The organism is Duganella sp. CF458 (genome assembly GCF_900113115.1).
Taxonomy (GTDB): domain Bacteria; phylum Pseudomonadota; class Gammaproteobacteria; order Burkholderiales; family Burkholderiaceae_D; genus Rugamonas.
Genome location: NZ_FOOF01000014.1, coordinates 141,370 through 161,245, shown reverse-complemented (window position 1 = coordinate 161,245; position 19,876 = coordinate 141,370). Strand labels below are relative to the sequence as shown.

The window sequence follows — 19,876 nt, the reverse complement described above, 5'->3', positions numbered from 1 at the left end:
GCCTGAAGGTTTGACGCTGCCCATGCCGCTAGAATCACTGCGTTCACCAAGGAGGCCTTATGCGAATTTTCAATACCATGTTTGCGCTGGCGCTGGCGCTAGCGCTGATGTTTGCCGCGCCGCTTGCCGGCGCAGCGGCGCCCCTGAAACTGGAGCACGCTATCGAACTGCGGGCACAGACCGTATCGACCCCCGTTATTGCGCAGGGCAAGCTGTATATCGGTGCGGAGGATGGCAACCTTTACGCCTACGATCTGGCCAGCCGCAAGCTTGCCTGGCTATACCATGCCGGTGCGGGCATCGGATCCACGCCAGCCGTGGCCGATGGCGCCGTATATGTGCTGGCGCGCGACGGCCGCCTGCACGCAGTGGACGCGCAGACCGGTGTTCTCCGCTGGGAATTCTCGACCCAGGGTGAAGCGCACTTTGCGGCTTATGGCCTGTATGGTAGCGAGAAGAAGGCCACGCCCACTCGCGACCCATGGGATTTCTGGCTGTCGTCACCGGTCGTTGCGGATGGCCGCGTGTATTTCGGCAGCTCCGACGAAAGGCTGTACGCGCTGGACGCCAAGACCGGCGCCGTGCATTGGGCCTTCAAAAGCGGCGGCATGATCCACGCCGCTCCTGCGCTGGCCGGCAAGTGCATTGTGTTTGGCAGCTGGGACGGCGCGGTGTATGTCTTGGACGCCGACAGCGGCAAGCAGCGTTGGCGCTACCAGACCGAAACCGAACAAAAGACCAGCACCTTGCTCGGCGTCCAGGCCCAGCCGCTGGTTGATGGCGATACGGTGTATATCGGCTCGCGCGACTCTTATTTCTACGCACTCGATCTGGCCAGTGGAAAAATGAAATGGCGCTATAACGGCAAAGGCTCCTGGGTGATTTCAGGCGCGGTGGCCGACGCGCAGCACGTCTATTTCGGCACGTCCGATACCAACTTGCTGGTGGGCCTCGACAAACGCTCTGGCCAGCCCTTGTTCGAGCATGACACCAAAGTCTGGACCTACGCCACGCCGCTGTTGGCGGGCCGCATCGTGTACGGAGCCAGCATGCGCGGCGAGCTGTTCGCACTGGATGCCACCACAGGCAAGCTGCAATGGTCGTGGCGCACGCCGGAAAGCCTGGCCGATGATTTCGGGCTGCTGGACGCTAGCACCGGTAAATTCAACGGCCAGCGCCTGTTCGAGGGCCCGCAATCCATGTTGGCTTCGCTCGAACATGTGAAGAAGCTGGGGGCCTTCATGTCGACGCCCGTCTGGCATGAAGGGCAGTTGATCGCAGCTACCGCCGACGGGCGGATCCTGTTCTTCCGCTAGGCCGGCTTTGAAGCGTGCATCCGGCTGAGGCTCGAACGTGCGCCAGCTACCGCTTCCAGCCGCTCTTGCAGGTAATTGCCAAGAAGCGGATGCTGGCTGAAGGCCACATTGAAACGAATGTGCCGGTCAGGTATGTCGTTGGGAGAGAAGGCGGCGCCGCGCATGAGCAGGATCTTGTTGCGGTAAGCATCCTGCACCAGCAGGTCCACGTCCAGGCCCTCGGGCATCGTTCCCCAAAGGAAAATGCCCGCATCGCCTGGCTGCTCGAATTGCACGCCAGCTGCGCATAGCTGGCGCGTACTGGCATTACGCGCAGCCATGATCTTGCGCTGCAAACGCTCCAGGTGTTTGCGCAGATTGCCCGCCCGCAGTACTTCCAGCAGCACATATTCGTTCAAGGCGGGCGTGGTCAAAATGGAGTGGATCTTGGTCCGCATCAGTACCTTCAGCAGGGCCGGAGCCGCGGCCAGGTAGCCCATGCGCAGTGCAGGGCTCAAGGCCTTGCAGAAGCTGGAGTAGTAAATCACGCCATCGAGCCCGGACAGTGCTGCCAGCCGTGTGCTTGGCGATTGCTGGAAATATCCATGCACATCGTCCTCGGCAATCAGTACGCCGTTTTGCTGCGCCAGCATCAAGACCTTATGCAGATTGGCAGCGCTGCTGCTCCAGCCGGTCGGGTTATGCAAGGCGGTCTGTACGAACAGGATGCGCGGCCGATGTTCGCGGCAGGCCGCCTCCAGTTCGTCCAGGTCCAGGCCATCGGGGCGGCGTTTGATGGGAACCAGGCGTATGCCCTCCTGCCGTAGCCTGCCGAACATCAGGAAGAAGCCGGGATCCTCGACCAGTACCGTGTCGCCTGGTTGCAGGAAACTGCGGCAAATCAGGTCGATCGCGTGAGTGCCGCCGAAGGCGGTCAGTATGTTGCCGGCATCGCCCCCGATGCCGATGCCGCGTAGCAGCAGTGCTATGTGCTCGCGTAGTTCGGGTAGTCCCTGGGGCGGGCAGCGCGATGCCATGCCGGCGGCGCTGCGGGCCAAAGCCCTTTGCACCGCCACCGCCGGAACCGCATCTTGCAGCCAGGTTGGCGGCAATGCTCCGCTGCTGGCCAACAGGACCCCTGCGCGCTGATCGTTTGCCTGCTGCGCCAGCCAGACGGGTTCCTGTTCCTCACCCGCCTCCAGTGCAGCTTCGTCCGGAATCGACTTCCCGTCGCCGTTCCTGGCGCAGACATAAAATCCCGCCGTACCGTGCGAATCGATGATGCCCGCCGCTACCAGCCGGTCGTAAGCTACAACGACAGTGTTCGTACTCACTGCCAGCTGGGTTGCCAGCTGGCGTATCGACCTCAGTTTGCTGCCGCCGGGAAGCGCACGGCTCTCGACCATGTGCCGTAACTGCGTCTCAATCTGCTGAGACAGTGCAATGGGGGAGCTGCGGTCGATGGCGATCATGGCGAGAGTCTAGCGTAAAAACATCAGTGCCAGCACAAGCAGGGCTGCACCCATGGCCAGGTTGAATGCACGCTGCATGCGCGGGTCTTTCAGCAGGCGGCGAATCGACATGCCAAACAGGGCCCACATGAAATTGCAGGGAGCACCTACCAGGACGCCAATGAGCGACACTTGCAGAGCATTGGTGAAAGCGTTGCCTTCTGCGGGCATGAAGACCGACGCCACTGTGATCGCCTTCAGCCAGCTCTTGGGATTAAGCGCCTGGAATACGGTAGCCTGGATAAAAGTCACAGCCTTGGATGCGTGTACACCATCCACCGACGCGCCACTGAGCCTCCAAGCCAGGTAGATCAGATACAGCGAGCCTGTGACGCGCAGCACTTGTTGCGCCAACGGGTAGGCCACAAAGAGGCTTCCCAACCCTACACACATCAGCATGGTTTGCACGAACAGGCCGGCCTGGATGCCGAGGATGACGGGCAGGGCGCCGCGCCCGCCGAAATTGGCGCCCGTGATGGCAAGCATGAAGTTGTTGGGGCCGGGCGTGGCCGACATGACGAGGCAATAGCTCGCCAATGGCAGGAGGTCAGTCATGGAGTGCAATCCGCAGCGAAGGAATGGCACAAGTCTAGGTTCGCTGCCAGGGGCGATCAAGATACAAGAGGGACAGGCGGAAGTCATGCTGTATCAGTCGAACGACTGCTACAGTCGGCTGCGGAAACAAAAAAGCCCCGTCCGAAGACGAGGCTTTCCTGTTCATTCTGGTAGGCCGTGCGGGGCTCGAACCTGCGACCAACGGATTAAAAGTCCGCTGCTCTACCAACTGAGCTAACGACCCGAAGAGGCCGTATTATATACGAGGATTTTGGCGTTTGCAAAGCCCCTTTTTTCTGCCGTTACGCCATGGCGGTAACTTTGAGCACTTCCTCCGCGGTGGTCACGCCTTCGAGCACCTTGAAGGCGCCGGCGATGCGCAGCGGGATCATGCCTTCGGCCACCGCTTGTTTGCGCAGGGCGGTGATGTCGGTTTCTTCTTCCAGCATGGAGTTGAAGGACTCGCTGGTGGTCAGCAGCTCGTAGATGCCGGTACGGCCGCGGAAGCCGGTCTGGCGGCATTCGGGGCAGCCGACCGGGCGATACACTTTCTCCGGCTTGCTCATTTCCCAGCCGCCGCTCAGGCCTTGCCAGATATCGTCGGCCAGTTCGCCGCCTTCTTCCTTGCAGTCCACGCACAGCGTGCGCACCAGGCGCTGCGCCATGATGCCGATCAGGGTCGCTTCCAGCATGTAGTAGGGCACACCCAGTTCCAGCAAGCGCATCACGGCGGATGGCGCGTCGTTGGTGTGCAGCGTGGACAGCACGAGGTGGCCGGTCAGTGCGGCCTGGATCGCCATTTCCGCAGTCTCCAGGTCGCGGATCTCGCCGACCATGATGATGTCCGGGTCCTGGCGCATCAGGGCGCGCACGCCGTCGGCGAAGGTGAGGTCGATGCCGGGCTGCACCTGCATCTGGTTGAAGGACGCTTCCACCATCTCTATCGGGTCTTCCACGGTACAGACATTGACCTCCGGCGTCGCCAGGGTTTTCAGTGTGGTGTACAGCGTGGTGGTCTTGCCCGAACCGGTAGGGCCGGTGACGAGGATGATGCCGTGCGGGCGATTGGTCAGCGCATCCCAGCGTTTCGCATCGTCGATCGGGAAACCGAGTTCCGGCAAGGTCTTCACCACCACTTCCGGGTCGAAGATACGCATTACCAGTTTCTCGCCGAAGGCGGTCGGCAGGGTTGACAGGCGCAATTCGATTTCCTGGCCGCCGGCGGTGCGGGTCTTGATGCGGCCGTCCTGCGGGCGGCGCTTTTCGATCACGTCCATGCGGCCGAGCAGCTTGATACGCGCGGTCATCGCGATCATCACCACGGCCGGCACCTGGTAGACCTGGTGCAGCACGCCGTCGATGCGGAAGCGGATGGTGCCGAGGTCGCGCTTTGGCTCCAGGTGGATATCCGAGGCGCGCTGTTCGAAGGCGTACTGCCACAGCCAGTCGACGATATTGATCACGTGCTGGTCGTTGGCGTCGACCGTCTTGTTCATCTTGCCAAGTTCGACCAGCTGCTCGAAGTTATTGCGCAGCGCGACGTCCTGGCCGGTGTTCTTGTTGGCGTGCTTGATCGACTTGGCCAGCGAGAAGAACTGCGAGGTGTACTGCGAAATGTCGAGTGGGTTCGAGATCACCCGCTTGATGATGCGGCGCGAGACCTTGGCGATTTCCCCTTCCCACTCCAGTGCGAAAGGATCGGCGGTGGCCACGGTGAGGGTGTCGGGCGTGATCTCCACCGGCAGGATATTGAAGCGCGCAGCATAGCTGGCCGACATCACGTCTGCCACCTTGGTGAAGTCGATCTTCAGCGGGTCGATACGGTAGAAGGGCAGCTTGGCGCGTTGCGCCAGCCATTCGGTCAGCACGTCCAACGTCAGCAGCTTGCCGCTCTTGGCCGATACCAGCTTGCAGTGCGCCACGGCGCTCAGGGGATGCATGGCGCCGGGCGTGTTGCGCAGGATGCCCTGCGCCTGCGCGTAAAGCCCTTTGACTTCGGCTTTCTCGACCATTCCATCAGCCAGCAGCCAGGTGAAGATAATTTGAAGATCGAGTGCTTTTGCCATGTGTGACCTTATGCGAGTGCGGCTTTCAGTCCTTTGAGCCAGGACTTTGCGGGCAGTTTAGTTTCTGCGACGATGTGCGCGGCCCGATCGGCCAGCGCCGCCACGTCGATAGTGCGGCGGGTTTTGAAGGCGATCGCCACCACGTTCCCATCATGGACCTCCGGCAGCGAGACCACTTGCGCGAAAGCGAATTTCATCGCTTTCAGGTTCTTGGCGTAGCTCGGATGGTCGCCGAACAGGTTGATGGTCATGATGCCATCGTCATTCAGGCAGGCCGCGCAAGCCCGGTAGAACTCCGGGGTGTCGAGCACCGGACCGCGTGCGGTGGCGTCATACAGGTCGACCTGCAGCGCATCGAGCGTGCCGTGGTTATCCGGGTTGGTGACGTAATCCATCGCATCCATCTCGACCACGTTGAGGCGGCCGTCATTGTCGGGCAGCTTGAACATGGAATAACAGATGCTGATCACCGAAGGGTTCAGCTCGACCGCGGTCACTTGCGCTTGCGGAAAGTGCTTGTAGCAGAACTTGGTCAGCGCGCCGGTGCCCAGGCCCAGTTGGGCGACGTGGGCGGGTGCCTCGTTCCACAGCATCCAGGCCATCATCTGCTGGGCGTATTCCAGTTCCGGCCAGTCCGGCTTGCGGATGCGCATGGCGCCTTGCACCCACTCGGTGCCGAAATGCAGGTAGCGCACGCCATCCAGTTCGGAGAGCGTGACCGGTGCAAATTTGGGCTTGCGCGTCGCCGGACGCGAAGACTCTTCTTTTTCGATGGATTTACGTTTGATCAGCATGCCGGCATTATCCCGCGTTATCTTGCTCACAAGCAAGCGTACAAATGAAAACTGCCGGCCATCGCTGGCCGGCAGTCCGGAAGAGAATCGATCCGGAACTTAATTATTCATCGGTTCGACATTCACGCGCAGGCGGATACGCTGGCCCGGGTCGTGGCTCATGAAATTGGTGTAAGTGCGGCCGCGGTAATCGTACTCCACGTTATAGCCGGTGGTGCGGGTTTCAAACGCATCGACCATGCGGCATTGTTTCACGGCCTGCTCCTGCACGGCGCCTGGCTGCGCATTGGCATTCTGGGTGCGGTCGCCGATCACGGCGCCGGCAATTGCGCCGGCCGCGGTGGCGGCGGTCTTGCCGTGCCCGCCGCCGACCTGGCTACCCACCGCTGCGCCCAGGATGCCGCCCAGGATGCTGCCGCCGACGCCGCGCTCCTGCGGCTGCTGCACCTGGACGTATTCGGTGCGGCATTCCTGGCGCGGACGGTTGATTTGCTCGGTCACCGGCGTGACGCGGGTGACACGGCCATAGTCCTCGAAATCAATTGCTTGTGCCTGTGCCAGCGGCAGGGTGCCGAGGCTCAGTGCTGCGAAAAACAATTTAGTTTTGGCGTTCATTTTGTTTACCTCGTTTCAGTCTTTTGGCAGTTCGCTTTGGTTGAATGGGAATTGCACGCTTAAATAGTAACGCCAAGGCTTGTATCCTTGGGGGAAGTAAGGCAACAAAATGTAACCCCATGCTTTTGGGTTAATATGGTAAGTTTTTAACAAAACTTGCGTTAGGACTCACTTTCGGGTTGATTCATAGAGTACAACACGTTACCCTTATGGCGTGGATCAGATTGACAGGGAGAAACGAAAGCTCCAGCCCCGGCGCATTGACCCGCCTACGGCTTGTATTTGATAGGTCGATTTGAGGGAAAGATGAGTTTGTTGATAACTGTGCCGCCTAATTTAGTCCAGTCTATTCGCGCCTTCCGCGTGGCAGAGCTGCAGGACGAGGCAGCGCGCCTGGGGCAGCATTTCTTGTATGCGCATTGCCATGCCGGCCTGACCAAGCAGCAAGTCCTGGGCATTATTGCCGAGTCTTTCCATATCCCCAAACCGCACGCCAAGAATTTCGACGCCCTGCGCGAAACCCTGACTGACACCATGGCCAAGGCAGGCGAGCAGGCCGGCTTCCTGATCGTGCTTGAACAGTTGCCCAACACGCAAAAATTTGATCGTGAAGCGCGCGAGTGCCTGCTCGATGTGTTCCGCGATGCGGCTGATTTCTGGGCCGAAAAGAAAGTGCCGTTCCGCGTCTTTTACTCCTTCGAGTAGCCTTCCTTCCCCGCTTGCATAGTTTGCTGCAGGGCAGCATAATGTCGCGTTGGCTCGCCTGAGCAGGTACAATGGCGGCCATGAAAAACATCGTCATCCTCATTTCCGGACGCGGAAGCAATATGGAAGCGGTGGTCCGTGCAGCCCAGGCCGAACAATGGCCAGCGCGCATTGCCGCCGTCATCAGCAATAAGGCGGACGCCAAAGGCCTCGAATTTGCGGCCCGGCACGGTATCCCGACCGCCGTCGTCAGCAACAAGGATTACCCTAGCCGCGAAGCATTCGATGCTGCGCTGCAGGAAGTCATTGACGGCTTCAAGCCCGATCTCGTGGTGCTGGCCGGTTTTATGCGCATCCTGACGCCGGGCTTCGTCAGCCACTACGAAAACCGCATGCTGAATATCCACCCATCGCTGCTGCCGCTGTTCCCGGGACTGCACACGCACGAGCAGGCACTGGCATCCGGTGCAGCCACCCATGGCGCCACCGTGCACTTCGTCACCGCGCAGCTGGACCATGGCCCGTTGGTGGACCAGGTGTCCGTGCCGATCCTGCCGGGCGATACCGCCGATGTGCTGGCGGCGCGCGTGCTGGAACAGGAATGGGTCATGTACCCGCGTGCCATCCGCTGGTTCGTCGAAGGCCGTTTGCGGGTCGAGGATGGCAAGGTCACTATTGACCGCAACTAATTAAGAAAGAACATCATGCGTTTGCCTCCATACATCCTCACCAGCGCCGAGAACGTGCTGCGTGAAATCATGCGCTTTACCGCGCCTGCCGACACCACGTTGTCGTTCTTCTTCAAAGCGCACCCGAAGCTGGGCGGCCGCGAGCGCGGCGCCATCGCCGAAGCGGTGTATGCCGTGTTGCGTAACAAGGCCTTCTTCACCGACCGCGCCGAGGCCGGTTCCGGCGGCGCCACCATGCGCCGCCTGGTGCTGCTGGGCATGGCCGATGCAGTCGGCATCGATGCGCTGCCAGGCCTCAGCGAAGACGAATCGGAATGGCTCAAGCGCCAGTTCGAAATCGACCGCTCGCTGCTGCATAAGTCGATGCGCGCGAATATGCCGAAGTGGCTGTTCGACAAGCTGGTCGCCCAATACGGCGAAGAGGAAACCCTGGTCCTGGCCGATGCGCTGAACACTCCAGCGCCGTTGGACCTGCGCGTCAACGCCATGAAGACCGACCGCGATGCCGTGGTGGCCGAACTGGCCACCGCGCCGATCGTGGCCGAGCCGACGCCGTATTCTCCGCTGGGCCTGCGCCTGAAGAAAAAACCGGCGCTGCAGAACCTGCCGCTGTTCAAATCCGGCGCGATCGAAGTGCAGGATGAAGGCAGCCAGTTGCTGGCCCAGATCCTCGGCGCCAAGCGCGGCGAGATGGTGGTCGACTTCTGCGCCGGTGCCGGCGGCAAGACGCTGGCGCTGGGCGCCCAGATGCGCAACACCGGCCGCCTGTACGCGTTTGACGTTTCCGAAAAACGCTTGGCGAAGCTGAAGCCGCGCCTGGCGCGCTCCGGCTTGTCGAACGTGCACCCGGTTGCCATCGCGCACGAAAGGGACGCCAAGGTCAAGCGCCTGGCAGGTAAGATCGACCGCGTGCTGGTGGATGCGCCATGCTCCGGCATGGGCACGCTGCGCCGCAACCCGGACGTGAAATGGCGCCAGGACGAAAGCGCGATCGGCGAGATGCACGAGAAGCAGGTCTCGATCCTGGACGGCGCGGCGCGCCTGGTCAAAGGCGGCGGCCGCCTGGTGTACGCCACCTGCTCGCTGCTGGAAGAAGAGAACGACGCCGTCGCCAAGCAGTTCATCGAAACCCATCCGGATTTCGAACTGGTGCCGATGTCCCAAGTGCTGGCCGAGCAGAAGATCGCCAACCTCGACATGGGCGACTACCTCAAGCTGCTGCCGCACAAGCACCAGACCGACGGCTTCTTCGCCGCCGTGTTCGAACGCAAGCCAATGGCCAAGCCGGCCAAGGCCGACGAAGAGTAACAGCCCAGCCCGTGTCCCACCGTGGGGTCACACCCGAAATGGGACACGGGCGCGGCAGTGACATAGCTGGGCTCGTGTCCCGAAACGGGTGTGACCCCATGGTGGGACACGGGCTGAACCATAAGGAGTAGGTGGGACGATGCCGTTGGCGAATTTGCTGAATGATCTTCTGGGGGATCTGCGCGATCCGGGCTTGATGTGGCAGGCGGGCGCGATCGTTCTGTCCGTCTTGCTGGGCTGGACCTTGTCGCGTTTCCTTTGGCGCGGCGTGAAGGCGCGTACTGCAAACAACGATGTGGCGCGCTTTGGCGTGGAAAGCTTCGGCCGCGTGGTCGGCCCGCTGGCCATCGTGGTGCTGCTGTGGGCTTCGCAGAAGATGCTGGGCCGCTTCCACCTGCACACCAACCTGTTCAACCTGGCGCTGCCGATCTTCAGCTCGCTCGCGGTGATCCGCTTCGGCTTCTATCTGCTGCGCCGCGTGTTCGCGCGCGGTGGCGTGGTGGGCGAGGGCATGCAGAATTTCGAGAAGGCCTTCCAGTTGCTGGTGTGGCTGGCCTTTGTGCTGTACATCACCGGTTTCTACCAGGATGTCTTCGCTTTCCTCGACGATACGCTGATCCCGCTCGGCAAGCACAAGGTGTCGATCGCCACCATCTTGCAGGCGGCCGTCTCGGTCGTGGTGCTGCTGTTGCTGGCGATGTGGGCCGGTGCGGCGCTGGAAGAGCGCTTGATGAACCTGCACACCATGCATTCCAACCTGCGCGTGGTGATCGCGCGCATGGGCCGTGCGGTGCTGATCCTGGTGGCGGTGCTGGTCAGCCTGTCGCTGGTGGGAATCGACCTGACCGTGCTGTCGGTATTCGGCGGCGCGCTGGGTGTCGGTCTCGGCTTGGGTTTGCAGAAAATCGCCAGCAATTACGTGTCGGGCTTCATCATCCTGCTCGATCGCAGCCTGACCATCGGCAATGTCATCACGGTCGACAAATACAGCGGCCAGGTGACGCAAATCAATACCCGGTATACCGTGCTGCAGGGCACGGACGGGGTGGAAGCCATCGTGCCAAACGAGATGCTGGTGTCGGGCGCGGTGCAGAACTCTTCGCTGTCCAATCCGGCCGTGGTGATCGTCACCCGCGTGACCGTTGGCTATGAGAGCGATGTCGACTTCGTGCTCAAGCTGATGGAAGACGCCGCCCTCTCTATTGAGCGTGTCATGAAAGACAAGCCGCCATCGGGCATGCTGCAAGCGTTTGGTGCCGATGGCCTGGAGCTGGCGCTGGCTTTCTGGATCGCCGACCCTGAAAACGGCCGCGGCGGCGTGACCTCGGATGTCAATCGGGCAATCTGGAAGTCTTTGAAAGAAAACGGGATTTCTGTACCGTTCCCGCAACGCGAGATTCGCTTGATCGGCCCCGTGCCGGAGCCGTCTGCCTAAAAAATAATCAGTGCCTGCGGGAAAACCTTCCGCTAATCACCTACGAATGCGCGTACAATTGCGCCTATTCGGAGTCCTCATTTGGAGTTGTAATGGATTTAAGCGCAGTTCTCGATTTCATCAGCAATGGCGTGACCGGCCTGGGTGGCTGGGCGACGGTTGGCGTGACGCTGATCCTGACCCACATCACCATCGCCAGCGTGACGATCTTCCTGCATCGCCACCAGGCGCACCGTGCCTTGGAACTGCACGCGATTCCTTCGCACTTCTTCCGCTTCTGGCTGTGGCTGACCACCGGCCAGGTGACCAAGGAATGGGCTGCCATCCACCGCAAGCACCACGCCAAGTGCGATACCGAAGAAGATCCGCACAGCCCGGTCACCAAGGGCATCAAGAAAGTGTTCTGGGAAGGCGCCGAACTGTACCGCGCTGAATCCAAGAACAAGGAAACCATGGAGAAGTACGGCCATGGCACGCCTGACGACTGGATCGAAAAGAACCTGTACTCGCGCTTCAGCTGGCAAGGCGTGGCGCTGATGCTGATCCTCGACTTCATCCTGTTCGGCGCCAAGGGCATTACCGTGTGGGCCGTGCAGATGCTGTGGATCCCTGTGACCGCCGCCGGCATCATCAACGGCATCGGCCACTGGTGGGGCTACCGCAATTACGACTGCTCCGATGCGGCGACCAACATCATCCCTTGGGGCATCATCATCGGCGGCGAAGAACTGCACAACAACCACCATACCTATGCGACGTCGGCCAAGTTGTCGTCCAAGTGGTATGAGTTCGACATCGGCTGGGGCTACATCCGCGCCATGGAAATGATCGGCTTGGCCAAAGTGAAGAAAATGCCGCCGAAGCCCAAGTTCGATCCGGCCAAGGTGAAGGCCGACTTCGAAACCCTGCAATCGGTGATCGCCAACCGCTACGACGTGATGGCCAAGTACGCCAAGTCCGTCAAGCACGCATGGAAAGAAGAGCTGGCGCAGCTGAAGGACAAGTCGCAGCTCGAATCGCGCTTCCCGAAATCCGCCCGCAAGCTGCTGCAGCGCGAACCAGCCAAGCTGGAAGCCCCGCAGAAGCAGCAACTGGTGGAACTGTTCCAGCATTCGAAAGCCCTGGAAACCATGCACAATATGCGTGTGGAGCTGGGCATGCTGTGGGAGCGTTCGCACTTCAGCCGCGACGAACTGGTGCAGAAGCTGCAAGACTGGTGCGAGCGCGCGGAAGCGTCCGGCATCAAGTCGCTGCAAGAGTTCTCGATGCGCCTGCGCAGCTACGCGTAAGCCTGATCGAACTTGCAATAACACGGCCCTTCGGGGCCGTTTTGTTTTTGAGGAGAATGAATGACTGGAATATTGACGGTTCAATGCATGTGCGGCCAGGCTGCATTCGAACTGCATGGCGAGCCGGCGGCGCGCGCGCATTGCCACTGCAATGCCTGCCGCGACTTTTATGGCAGCGCCATCCTGTCCGCCACGGCCTGGAATGCCGGAGCAGTGCAGATCACACGTGGCGAGACCGCGGGCTTTACGCATCCGGTGCGGCAAATGTCGCGCACCTTCTGCGCGCGTTGCGGCGAGACCCTGTTTGGCACCAACCGCCTCGGCATGCGCGTCGTCCCGAACAGCATCGTGGCGCGCGCCGGCGGCAGCCTGCCGCAGGCCTGGCAGCCATCCATGCACCTGTTTTACCGCCATCGCGTCATTGATGTAGACGATGTGTTACCAAAATACCTCGATGGATGGGACGGCCCGCAATTCGTGTTGGCGTGACTACTCCCTTAGGAGTATGCTGTTGCCATGAGTCAACATTTGAGGAGATTGCAGTGAAATGGTGGATTTTTCCGCTGGCGATAAGCTTGGCGGGCAGCGCCCAGGCCGCGAGCTGGGTGATTAAACCGGATGGCCTGGGACCGTACAAGGTTGGTGCCCGGTACGAGAACCTGGGCAAGACCTTTGGCGGCCTGGAGGCTGACAAAGACATCACCCTCGACAAGGTATGCCGCGTGGCGCGCTCCAAGCGCTATCCGAGGCTTGAGGTGACGTTTGTGCGCAAGACAGTTGTGCGGGTCGATGTGGCCGGCGGTTACGGTACTGAACGCGGCGTGCGTATCGGCGATCCGGCATCCAAGCTGCAGCGTGTGTATGGCGACGCGGTGAAGCCGCATCCGGAGCATGCCGACTGGCTGATGGTGGAAACGGGCGACCGTGAACTGGCCATCCGCTACATGATGCAGGGCGGGAAGGTAACGGCGATTCACGCCGGCAAGCGCCTCCAGCTGCAAACACTGGAAGGCTGCAAATAAAAAAACCGCCCCGAGGGCGGTTTTTTTTCGAACCGAGATCGATTACTTGATCTTGGTTTCCTTGTACATCACGTGCTTGCGTGCTTTAGGATCGAACTTCATGATTTCCATTTTGGAAGGCATGGTGCGCTTGTTCTTGGTCGTGGTGTAGAAGTGACCAGTACCAGCGGTCGATTCCAGCTTGATCTTGTCGCGGCCAGTTTTTGCCATGATTCAGCTCCCTATTAAACTTTCTCGCCACGTGCACGCATGTCGGCCAGGACGGCGTCGATGCCGACCTTGTCGATCACGCGCAGACCGGCGTTAGACAGACGCAGGGAGACCCAGCGGTTTTCAGATTCAACAAAAATACGACGGTTCTGCAGGTTTGGCAGGAAACGACGCTTGGTTTTGTTGTTTGCGTGGGAAACATTGTTGCCGACCATCGGCTTCTTCCCAGTTACTTGGCAAACACGTGCCATGGCACACTCCTTGAATTACTTCCGAAATTGGAAAAACAAGAGTATATGGAAATTCCCCAAGATTTTCAAGCACTTGCGAAAAACAATTGTGTCACATATAAACTCAAAATTTAACAATTAGATTTGACCATGTTCCGCGAAGGAATGCACCTGGTGTCCCGCGACGACAAAGTGGTCCAGGATGCGGATGTCCACCAAGGCCAGCGCCTGTACCAGCGCCCTTGTCAGCAGGACGTCCGATTCGCTTGGTGCGGGTGATCCGGAAGGGTGGTTATGGGCCAGCATGATGGCAGCGGCGTTGCGCGCCAGCGCTTCCCGCACGACTTCGCGCGGATACACGCTGGTATGCGTGAGCGTGCCGCGAAACAATTCGCAGGCTTCGATCAGGCGGTTTTTGACGTCCAGGAACAGGACATGGAAGGATTCATAGGGCTGGCCGGCCAGCGACAGGCGCAGGAAGTCTTTCACCGCATGCGGCGAGGACAGCTCTTCGCCGGCGCTCATTTCCTCGCTAATTGCACGGCGTGCCAGTTCGATCACAGCCTGCAATTGAGCGTACTTGGCGGCGCCCAGGCCCGGCACGGCGGTGAAATCGGCGCGGCTGGCGTGGATCAGGGCGCGCAGGGAGCCGAAACGGCCCAGCAGCTCGGTGGCCAGCGCCACCGCATCCTTGCCGCGAATGCCTACCCGCAGGAAAATTGCCAGTAATTCAGCATCGGACAGGGCTTGCGGCCCCGCTTTTAACAATCGCTCGCGTGGGCGCAGCTGTTCCGGCCAGTCTGAAATCGCCATGGTCACCTCCGTCGCCTATTATCTGGCCCGGGCGGGAAGGGCGATTTGCGCTGGGTCAGGATTTGTGCGGGGCCGGGGCGGGCTGCCGCGCCGCGCGGCGTCCGATGGCTTACAATAGCGTTTTTGCCTGTCACCAGAGTTGTTTCCATGTCTAACGTTGTCACTGCTTCGGCTTACCTCACCCTGCATTACCGCCTCGCCTCGCTGGATGGCACCAATATCGTTTCCACCTTCGAAGGCAACCCTGCCACGTTGATGCTGGGCCAGGGCCAGTTGGCGCCGAACCTGGAAGCGCTGCTGATCGGCCTGCCGGAGGGCACCCACCAGGTATTCGAGCTGGCGCCGGGCGAAGGCTTCGGCCCGCGCAACCCTGACCTGGTGCAAGCCGTGTCCCGTGCTACGCTGGAGGAAAACTCCGATCCGGACAATGAATACAAGATCGGCGACCTGGTCGACTTCAACGCGCCCAAAGGCGGCCGCTTTGCCGGCGTGCTGCGCGAGCTGCGCGACGACGTTGCCATCTTCGACTTCAACCACCCGTTGGCTGGCCAGCCGGTGAAGTTTGAAGTGAACCTTATCTCTGTGCTGTAAAAGAACATGGACAAAGAAATCCTCCTCGCCCAGCCGCGCGGCTTCTGCGCCGGCGTTGACCGCGCCATCGAGATCGTGGAACGCGCGCTGCAGCAGTTCGGTGCGCCGATCTACGTGCGCCACGAAATCGTGCACAACGCCTATGTGGTGGAAGACTTGCGCGCCAAGGGCGCCATCTTCATCGAAGAGCTGGACGATGTCCCGGCCGGCAATACCCTGGTGTTCTCCGCCCATGGCGTGTCGAAAGCGGTGCGGGCCGAAGCGGAAGCGCGCGGCCTGTCGATCTTCGACGCGACTTGCCCGCTGGTGACCAAGGTGCACGTGGAAGTGGCCAAGATGCGCAAGCAGGGCTGCGAGATCATCATGATCGGCCACGATGGACACCCGGAAGTCGAAGGCACCATGGGCCAGACCGACGAGGGCATGTACCTGGTCGAAACGGTGGACGACGTGGCGGGCCTGCAGGTCCGGAATCCCGACCAGGTGGCCTATGTGTCGCAAACGACACTTTCCGTGGATGATACGGCACAAATCATCGAAGCCCTTAAGGCAAAATACCCGAATATTATTGAGCCGAAAAAAGGCGACATCTGCTACGCCACCACCAACCGCCAGGAAGCCGTGAAATTCATGGCGCCGCAGGTGGAAGTGGTGATCGTGGTCGGTTCGCCGAACAGTTCCAATTCGAACCGCCTGCGCGAAGTGGCGGAGAAGAAGGGCACCCCGGCCTATATGGTGGACAATGCTTCCCAGATCGATCCAGCCTGGCTGGAAGGCAAGCTGCGCGTGGGCGTCACGGCCGGCGCGTCGGCGCCGGAAGTGCTGGTCGACGCGGTCATCAGCCGCCTGAAAGAGCTGGGCGCGAAGAGCGTGCGGACCCTGGATGGCGTGGAAGAGGCGGTCACTTTCCCGCTGCCCAAAGGCCTGGAGGGCGGAAAAAGCCACGGCATCCAGTAATAATTTGGTATAACGTGGATTTTCCACGATTAGTTTTCCGGAAACCTCGCTATCATGGCGAACGCTTCCAAACGGCGGCACCACGAGGGCAACCTTGGGTGCCGTTTTTTATAGTTCTTAAGGGCATACTCGATGGATACTTTTATCCAACAAATTCTCAACGGCCTGGTGCTGGGCAGTATGTATGCGCTGGTCGCCCTCGGTTATACGATGGTGTACGGCGTGCTGAACCTGATTAACTTCGCCCACGGCGACGTGCTGATGATCGGTGCGATGATCGGTCTCTCCATCCTGAATTTGCTGGGCGTGTATGCGCCGGACCTGCCGGGATATATGCAGCTCGGCATCGCCATCATTGGCGCCATCCCGGCCTGCATGCTGGTGAACATCCTGATCGAGCGCATCGCCTACCGCCGCCTGCGCAACGCTCCCCGCCTGGCCCCCTTGATTACTGCCATCGGCGTTTCCTACCTGCTGCAAACCTTCGCCATGATGATCTGGGGCCGCAACCCGCTGCCGTTCCCGCAACTGCTGCCGACCGAGCCGATCATGGTGGGCGGCGCGGTGATCACGGTGACCCAGGTGCTGCTGCTGGTGCTGGCCGCGGTCTCGATGTTCGGCCTGGTCATGCTGGTTGAGCGCACCCGCATGGGCCGCGCCATGCGCGCCGTGGCCGAGAACCCGCGCGTCGCCGGCCTGATGGGCGTGGACTCGAACAAGATCATCGTCGCCACCTTCGCGATCGGGGCGGCATTGGCTGCCGTGGCTGGCGTGATGTGGGGCGCGAACTATGCCTCGATCCAGTTTGCGATGGGCTTCATGCCGGGCCTGAAAGCCTTCTGCGCGGCGGTGCTGGGCGGTATCGGCAATATCTACGGCGCCATGATCGGCGGTATTGTGCTGGGCATTATCGAAGCGCTGGGCGCCGGCTATATCGGCGAACTGACCGGTGGTTTCCTGGGCTCGCACTACCAGGACATTTTCGCCTTTATCGTGTTGATCCTGGTGCTGACGGTGCGTCCGTCCGGCATCATGGGCGAACGCGTGGCTGACCGCGCCTGATGGGGATGTGCATATGCTGACTTTCGACATTCAAAAAAATCCCAAGCAGGCTTACATCAGCATGGCGCTGTTGCTGGCCGCGCTGATCATTTTCCCGTTCGCGGCTGCGCCATTCGGCAATTCATGGGTGCGTATCGCCGACCTGGCGCTGCTGTACATCATGCTGGCCGTGGGCCTGAATATCGTGGTGGGCTTTGCCGGCCTGCTGGACCTGGGCTACATTGCCTTCTATGCGGTCGGCGCTTACATGACCGGCCTGCTGGCATCGCCGCAATTTGCCACCGTGCTGGAATCGCTGATCAATATGCATCCGGCGTTCGGCGAGGGGCTGGCGGCGATCATGGGCGAGGACATCCGCACCAACGGCATCCATTTGTCGGTATGGCTGATCGTGCCGCTGGCCGCTGCGCTGGCGGGCCTGTTCGGCGCGCTGCTCGGCGCCCCGACCCTGAAGCTGCGCGGCGACTACCTGGCGATCGTGACCCTGGGCTTCGGTGAAATCATCCGCATCTTCATGAATAACCTGAACGATCCGGTCAACATCACCAACGGCCCGCAGGGCATCAACCTGATCGACCCGATCCGCGTATTCGGCGTCAACCTGGCGGGCGAGCAGGGTTCGCGCGCCACGGTTTTCATCGGCAGCTTCTCGATGCCTTCCGTGAACGCCTACTACTTCCTGTTCCTGGTGCTGACCATCGCAACCGTGTTCATCACCTCGCGCCTGCAGCATTCGCGCCTGGGCCGCGCCTGGGTGGCGATCCGCGAAGACGAAATCGCGGCCAAGGCCATGGGCATCAATACCCGCAACGTGAAGCTGCTGGCGTTCTCCATGGGCGCCACCTTCGGCGGCGTGGCAGGCGCCATGTTCGCTTCCTTCCAGGGCTTCGTGTCGCCGGAGTCGTTCTCGCTGACCGAGTCGATCGCCGTGCTGGCGATGGTGGTGCTGGGCGGTATTGGCCACATTCCGGGCGTGGTGCTGGGTGGTGCGCTGTTGGCGGCGCTGCCGGAAATCCTGCGCCACGTGGTGGAGCCGCTGCAAATGAAATTGTTCGGCAAAGTACTGATCGAATCCGAAGTGTTGCGCCAGCTGCTGTACGGCCTGGCGATGGTGGTGATCATGCTGACCCGTCCCGCGGGCCTGTGGCCATCGCCCAAGCATGAAGACCGTCCGGATGCGGATGCCGACTCCAAAGGCCAGTCGACCGGCGTAATGGCAGCATGAGGTTAGTAGAGATGAGCGAACAAGTAATCCTGAATATCGAAGGCGTCAACAAACGCTTCGGCGGCCTGCAGGCGCTGACTGACGTGCGCATCAAGATCAACAAGGGCCAGATCTACGGACTGATCGGGCCGAACGGCGCCGGCAAGACCACCTTCTTCAACGTGATCACCGGCTTGTACCAGCCCGATACCGGCACCTTCGAGCTGGCCGGCAAGCCATATTCGCCATCCGCCCCGCACGCGGTGGCCAAGGCCGGCATTGCCCGCACCTTCCAGAACATCCGCCTGTTCGGTGAAATGACCGCGCTGGAAAACGTGATGGTGGGCCGCCATGTGCGCTCGCACCAGGGCGTGTTCGGTGCCGTGTTCCGCCACAAGGCAGCACGCGAAGAAGAAGCTGCAATCCGCAAGCGCGCGCAGGAACTGCTGGACTTTGTCGGCATCGGCCAGTTTGCCGGCCGCACCTCCAAATACCTGTCCTATGGCGACCAGCGCCGGCTGGAAATCGCCCGTGCGCTGGCGACCGACCCGCAACTGCTGGCGCTGGACGAACCGGCTGCCGGCATGAACGCGACCGAAAAGCTGGCGCTGCGCGAATTGCTGGTCAAGATCAAGAACGAAGGCAAGACCGTGCTGCTGATCGAGCACGATGTGAAGCTGATGATGGGCCTGTGCGACCGCATCAGCGTGCTGGAATACGGCAAGCTGATTGCAGAAGGCTTGCCGGCCGAGATTCAAAGCAATAAAGCAGTGATTGAAGCCTATCTGGGAGGAGCGCACTGATGGGCGCCAATGTTCTGAAAGTTTCGGGCTTGAAGGTCGCGTACGGCGGCATCAAGGCAGTCAAAGGCATCGACCTGGAAGTCAACCAAGGCGAACTGGTCACGCTGATCGGCGCCAATGGCGCCGGCAAGACCACCACGCTGAAGGCTATCACCGGCACCCTGCCGCCATGCAAGGTGGAGGGTACCGTATCCTATATGGGCCAGTCGCTGAAAGGCTCGCAATCCTTCCACCTGGTGGAGAAGAAACTGGCCATGGTGCCGGAAGGCCGCGGCGTGTTCACCCGCATGACCATCACCGAAAACCTGATGATGGGCGCTTACACCATGAACGATAAGGCGGCGATTGCGGCCGATATCGAGAAATGGTTCGCCGTGTTTCCGCGCCTGAAAGAGCGCGCCGCGCAACTGGCGGGCACCTTGTCCGGTGGCGAGCAGCAGATGCTGGCCATGGCGCGCGCGCTGATGTGCCATCCGCACTTGCTGTTGCTGGATGAGCCTTCGATGGGCCTGTCGCCGATCATGGTCGAGAAGATTTTCGAAGTGATCCGCGACGTGCACCAGCAGGGCATCACCATCCTGCTGGTGGAGCAGAACGCCAAGCTGGCGCTGCAAGCGGCCAATCGCGGCTACGTCATGGAATCGGGCGCGGTCACCATGACCGGCATTGCGGAAGACATGCTGCACGATCCACGCGTCAAGGCTGCCTACCTGGGCGAATAA

General features: G+C 60.8%; 22 protein-coding genes and 1 tRNA gene. 14 read left to right on the top strand and 9 right to left on the bottom strand.

Features of this window, described 5'->3' with window-relative positions; translation table 11 throughout:
- The first annotated feature begins 59 nt into the window (after positions 1-59).
- Positions 60-1,316 (top strand): outer membrane protein assembly factor BamB, encoded by a 1,257-nt coding sequence (locus BM269_RS21500; RefSeq protein ID WP_090441823.1) that lies wholly within the window; start codon positions 60-62, stop codon positions 1,314-1,316.
- On the opposite strand, the gene BM269_RS21495 is transcribed toward BM269_RS21500, so the two are convergent.
- The 6 genes from BM269_RS21495 to BM269_RS21470 all read right to left on the bottom strand — a co-directional run bounded on the left by BM269_RS21495 (position 1,313) and on the right by BM269_RS21470 (position 6,836).
- Positions 1,313-2,767 (bottom strand): aminotransferase-like domain-containing protein, encoded by a 1,455-nt coding sequence (locus BM269_RS21495; protein ID WP_090441820.1) that lies wholly within the window; start codon positions 2,765-2,767, stop codon positions 1,313-1,315. The genes BM269_RS21500 and BM269_RS21495 overlap by 4 nt on opposite strands.
- Before the next feature lie 9 nt (positions 2,768-2,776).
- Positions 2,777-3,361, bottom strand: a complete 585-nt coding sequence (locus BM269_RS21490) for a LysE family translocator (RefSeq protein WP_090441818.1) — start codon at positions 3,359-3,361, stop codon at positions 2,777-2,779.
- Positions 3,362-3,529: 168 nt separating this feature from the next.
- Positions 3,530-3,605, bottom strand: a tRNA-Lys gene (locus BM269_RS21485).
- 58 nt (positions 3,606-3,663) lie between these two features.
- The gene (locus tag BM269_RS21480) at positions 3,664-5,427 is read right to left on the bottom strand and encodes a type IV pilus assembly ATPase TfpB (protein WP_090441815.1); all 1,764 of its coding nucleotides are present in this window, start codon (positions 5,425-5,427) and stop codon (positions 3,664-3,666) included.
- Between the two features lie 8 nt (positions 5,428-5,435).
- On the bottom strand, positions 5,436-6,221 hold the full coding sequence (locus tag BM269_RS21475; RefSeq protein WP_090441812.1) for a spermine/spermidine synthase domain-containing protein: 786 nt from the start codon (positions 6,219-6,221) through the stop codon (positions 5,436-5,438).
- Positions 6,222-6,320: 99 nt separating this feature from the next.
- Positions 6,321-6,836, bottom strand: a complete 516-nt coding sequence (locus BM269_RS21470; protein ID WP_090441809.1) for a glycine zipper 2TM domain-containing protein — start codon at positions 6,834-6,836, stop codon at positions 6,321-6,323.
- A gap of 306 nt (positions 6,837-7,142) precedes the next feature.
- On the opposite strand from BM269_RS21470, the gene BM269_RS21465 reads away from it, so the two are divergent.
- The 7 genes from BM269_RS21465 to BM269_RS21435 all read left to right on the top strand — a co-directional run bounded on the left by BM269_RS21465 (position 7,143) and on the right by BM269_RS21435 (position 13,284).
- Positions 7,143-7,541, top strand: coding sequence for a barstar family protein (locus BM269_RS21465; RefSeq protein ID WP_090441806.1), 399 nt, complete (start codon positions 7,143-7,145; stop codon positions 7,539-7,541).
- Between the two features lie 80 nt (positions 7,542-7,621).
- Positions 7,622-8,230, top strand: coding sequence for a phosphoribosylglycinamide formyltransferase (purN, locus tag BM269_RS21460; protein ID WP_090441979.1), 609 nt, complete (start codon positions 7,622-7,624; stop codon positions 8,228-8,230).
- Between the two features lie 15 nt (positions 8,231-8,245).
- On the top strand, positions 8,246-9,538 hold the full coding sequence (locus BM269_RS21455; protein WP_090441803.1) for an RsmB/NOP family class I SAM-dependent RNA methyltransferase: 1,293 nt from the start codon (positions 8,246-8,248) through the stop codon (positions 9,536-9,538).
- Between the two features lie 139 nt (positions 9,539-9,677).
- Positions 9,678-10,973 (top strand): mechanosensitive ion channel family protein, encoded by a 1,296-nt coding sequence (locus BM269_RS21450; protein WP_229204733.1) that lies wholly within the window; start codon positions 9,678-9,680, stop codon positions 10,971-10,973.
- 92 nt (positions 10,974-11,065) lie between these two features.
- Positions 11,066-12,262: a DesA family fatty acid desaturase gene (locus BM269_RS21445; RefSeq protein WP_090441800.1), complete on the top strand. Its 1,197-nt coding sequence runs from the start codon at positions 11,066-11,068 to the stop codon at positions 12,260-12,262.
- 60 nt (positions 12,263-12,322) lie between these two features.
- Positions 12,323-12,751 carry a GFA family protein gene (locus tag BM269_RS21440; protein ID WP_090441797.1) on the top strand — a complete coding sequence of 143 codons (429 nt, stop codon included), beginning with the start codon at positions 12,323-12,325 and terminating at the stop codon, positions 12,749-12,751.
- A gap of 53 nt (positions 12,752-12,804) precedes the next feature.
- Entirely contained in the window at positions 12,805-13,284 is a 480-nt protein-coding gene (locus BM269_RS21435) for a hypothetical protein (protein ID WP_090441794.1), read from the top strand.
- A 42-nt stretch (positions 13,285-13,326) separates the two neighbouring features.
- On the opposite strand, the gene rpmG is transcribed toward BM269_RS21435, so the two are convergent.
- From rpmG to radC, 3 genes are all read right to left on the bottom strand, one after another.
- Positions 13,327-13,497, bottom strand: coding sequence for a 50S ribosomal protein L33 (gene rpmG / locus BM269_RS21430; RefSeq protein WP_028101815.1), 171 nt, complete (start codon positions 13,495-13,497; stop codon positions 13,327-13,329).
- 11 nt (positions 13,498-13,508) lie between these two features.
- A complete protein-coding gene (gene rpmB, locus BM269_RS21425; RefSeq protein ID WP_008451488.1) occupies positions 13,509-13,745 on the bottom strand; it encodes a 50S ribosomal protein L28 in 237 nt (78 codons plus the stop codon).
- A gap of 117 nt (positions 13,746-13,862) precedes the next feature.
- A complete protein-coding gene (radC, locus tag BM269_RS21420) occupies positions 13,863-14,537 on the bottom strand; it encodes a RadC family protein (RefSeq protein WP_090441975.1) in 675 nt (224 codons plus the stop codon).
- A gap of 147 nt (positions 14,538-14,684) precedes the next feature.
- On the opposite strand from radC, the gene BM269_RS21415 reads away from it, so the two are divergent.
- From BM269_RS21415 to BM269_RS21390, 6 genes are all read left to right on the top strand, one after another.
- Positions 14,685-15,128, top strand: a complete 444-nt coding sequence (locus tag BM269_RS21415; protein WP_090441791.1) for an FKBP-type peptidyl-prolyl cis-trans isomerase — start codon at positions 14,685-14,687, stop codon at positions 15,126-15,128.
- 6 nt (positions 15,129-15,134) lie between these two features.
- Positions 15,135-16,085, top strand: coding sequence for a 4-hydroxy-3-methylbut-2-enyl diphosphate reductase (gene ispH, locus BM269_RS21410; RefSeq protein ID WP_090441788.1), 951 nt, complete (start codon positions 15,135-15,137; stop codon positions 16,083-16,085).
- Positions 16,086-16,217: 132 nt separating this feature from the next.
- Positions 16,218-17,147, top strand: a complete 930-nt coding sequence (locus tag BM269_RS21405) for a branched-chain amino acid ABC transporter permease (RefSeq protein WP_090441785.1) — start codon at positions 16,218-16,220, stop codon at positions 17,145-17,147.
- Positions 17,148-17,160: 13 nt separating this feature from the next.
- Positions 17,161-18,372, top strand: a complete 1,212-nt coding sequence (locus tag BM269_RS21400; protein WP_090441782.1) for an ABC transporter permease subunit — start codon at positions 17,161-17,163, stop codon at positions 18,370-18,372.
- Positions 18,373-18,383: 11 nt separating this feature from the next.
- Entirely contained in the window at positions 18,384-19,154 is a 771-nt protein-coding gene (locus tag BM269_RS21395) for an ABC transporter ATP-binding protein (RefSeq protein WP_090441779.1), read from the top strand.
- Positions 19,154-19,876 carry an ABC transporter ATP-binding protein gene (locus tag BM269_RS21390; protein ID WP_090441776.1) on the top strand — a complete coding sequence of 241 codons (723 nt, stop codon included), beginning with the start codon at positions 19,154-19,156 and terminating at the stop codon, positions 19,874-19,876. Before BM269_RS21395 ends, BM269_RS21390 begins: the two co-directional genes overlap by 1 nt.

Excerpts from the sequence above, each read along its gene's own strand:
- BM269_RS21445 (WP_090441800.1), top strand. The coding sequence starts at position 11,066 with ATGGATTTAAGCGCAGTTCTCGATTTCATCAGCAATGGCGTGACCGGC.
- BM269_RS21475 (WP_090441812.1), bottom strand. The coding sequence starts at position 6,221 with ATGCTGATCAAACGTAAATCCATCGAAAAAGAAGAGTCTTCGCGTCCG.
- BM269_RS21395 (WP_090441779.1), top strand. The coding sequence starts at position 18,384 with ATGAGCGAACAAGTAATCCTGAATATCGAAGGCGTCAACAAACGCTTC.
- rpmB (WP_008451488.1), bottom strand. The coding sequence starts at position 13,745 with ATGGCACGTGTTTGCCAAGTAACTGGGAAGAAGCCGATGGTCGGCAAC.
- ispH (WP_090441788.1), top strand. The coding sequence starts at position 15,135 with ATGGACAAAGAAATCCTCCTCGCCCAGCCGCGCGGCTTCTGCGCCGGC.
- BM269_RS21405 (WP_090441785.1), top strand. The coding sequence starts at position 16,218 with ATGGATACTTTTATCCAACAAATTCTCAACGGCCTGGTGCTGGGCAGT.
- BM269_RS21470 (WP_090441809.1), bottom strand. The coding sequence starts at position 6,836 with ATGAACGCCAAAACTAAATTGTTTTTCGCAGCACTGAGCCTCGGCACC.
- BM269_RS21415 (WP_090441791.1), top strand. The coding sequence starts at position 14,685 with ATGTCTAACGTTGTCACTGCTTCGGCTTACCTCACCCTGCATTACCGC.
- BM269_RS21500 (WP_090441823.1), top strand. The coding sequence starts at position 60 with ATGCGAATTTTCAATACCATGTTTGCGCTGGCGCTGGCGCTAGCGCTG.
- BM269_RS21455 (WP_090441803.1), top strand. The coding sequence starts at position 8,246 with ATGCGTTTGCCTCCATACATCCTCACCAGCGCCGAGAACGTGCTGCGT.
- BM269_RS21480 (WP_090441815.1), bottom strand. The coding sequence starts at position 5,427 with ATGGCAAAAGCACTCGATCTTCAAATTATCTTCACCTGGCTGCTGGCT.
- BM269_RS21400 (WP_090441782.1), top strand. The coding sequence starts at position 17,161 with ATGCTGACTTTCGACATTCAAAAAAATCCCAAGCAGGCTTACATCAGC.
- BM269_RS21440 (WP_090441797.1), top strand. The coding sequence starts at position 12,323 with ATGACTGGAATATTGACGGTTCAATGCATGTGCGGCCAGGCTGCATTC.
- BM269_RS21390 (WP_090441776.1), top strand. The coding sequence starts at position 19,154 with ATGGGCGCCAATGTTCTGAAAGTTTCGGGCTTGAAGGTCGCGTACGGC.
- BM269_RS21465 (WP_090441806.1), top strand. The coding sequence starts at position 7,143 with ATGAGTTTGTTGATAACTGTGCCGCCTAATTTAGTCCAGTCTATTCGC.
- radC (WP_090441975.1), bottom strand. The coding sequence starts at position 14,537 with ATGGCGATTTCAGACTGGCCGGAACAGCTGCGCCCACGCGAGCGATTG.
- BM269_RS21495 (WP_090441820.1), bottom strand. The coding sequence starts at position 2,767 with ATGATCGCCATCGACCGCAGCTCCCCCATTGCACTGTCTCAGCAGATT.
- purN (WP_090441979.1), top strand. The coding sequence starts at position 7,622 with ATGAAAAACATCGTCATCCTCATTTCCGGACGCGGAAGCAATATGGAA.
- BM269_RS21450 (WP_229204733.1), top strand. The coding sequence starts at position 9,678 with ATGCCGTTGGCGAATTTGCTGAATGATCTTCTGGGGGATCTGCGCGAT.
- BM269_RS21490 (WP_090441818.1), bottom strand. The coding sequence starts at position 3,361 with ATGACTGACCTCCTGCCATTGGCGAGCTATTGCCTCGTCATGTCGGCC.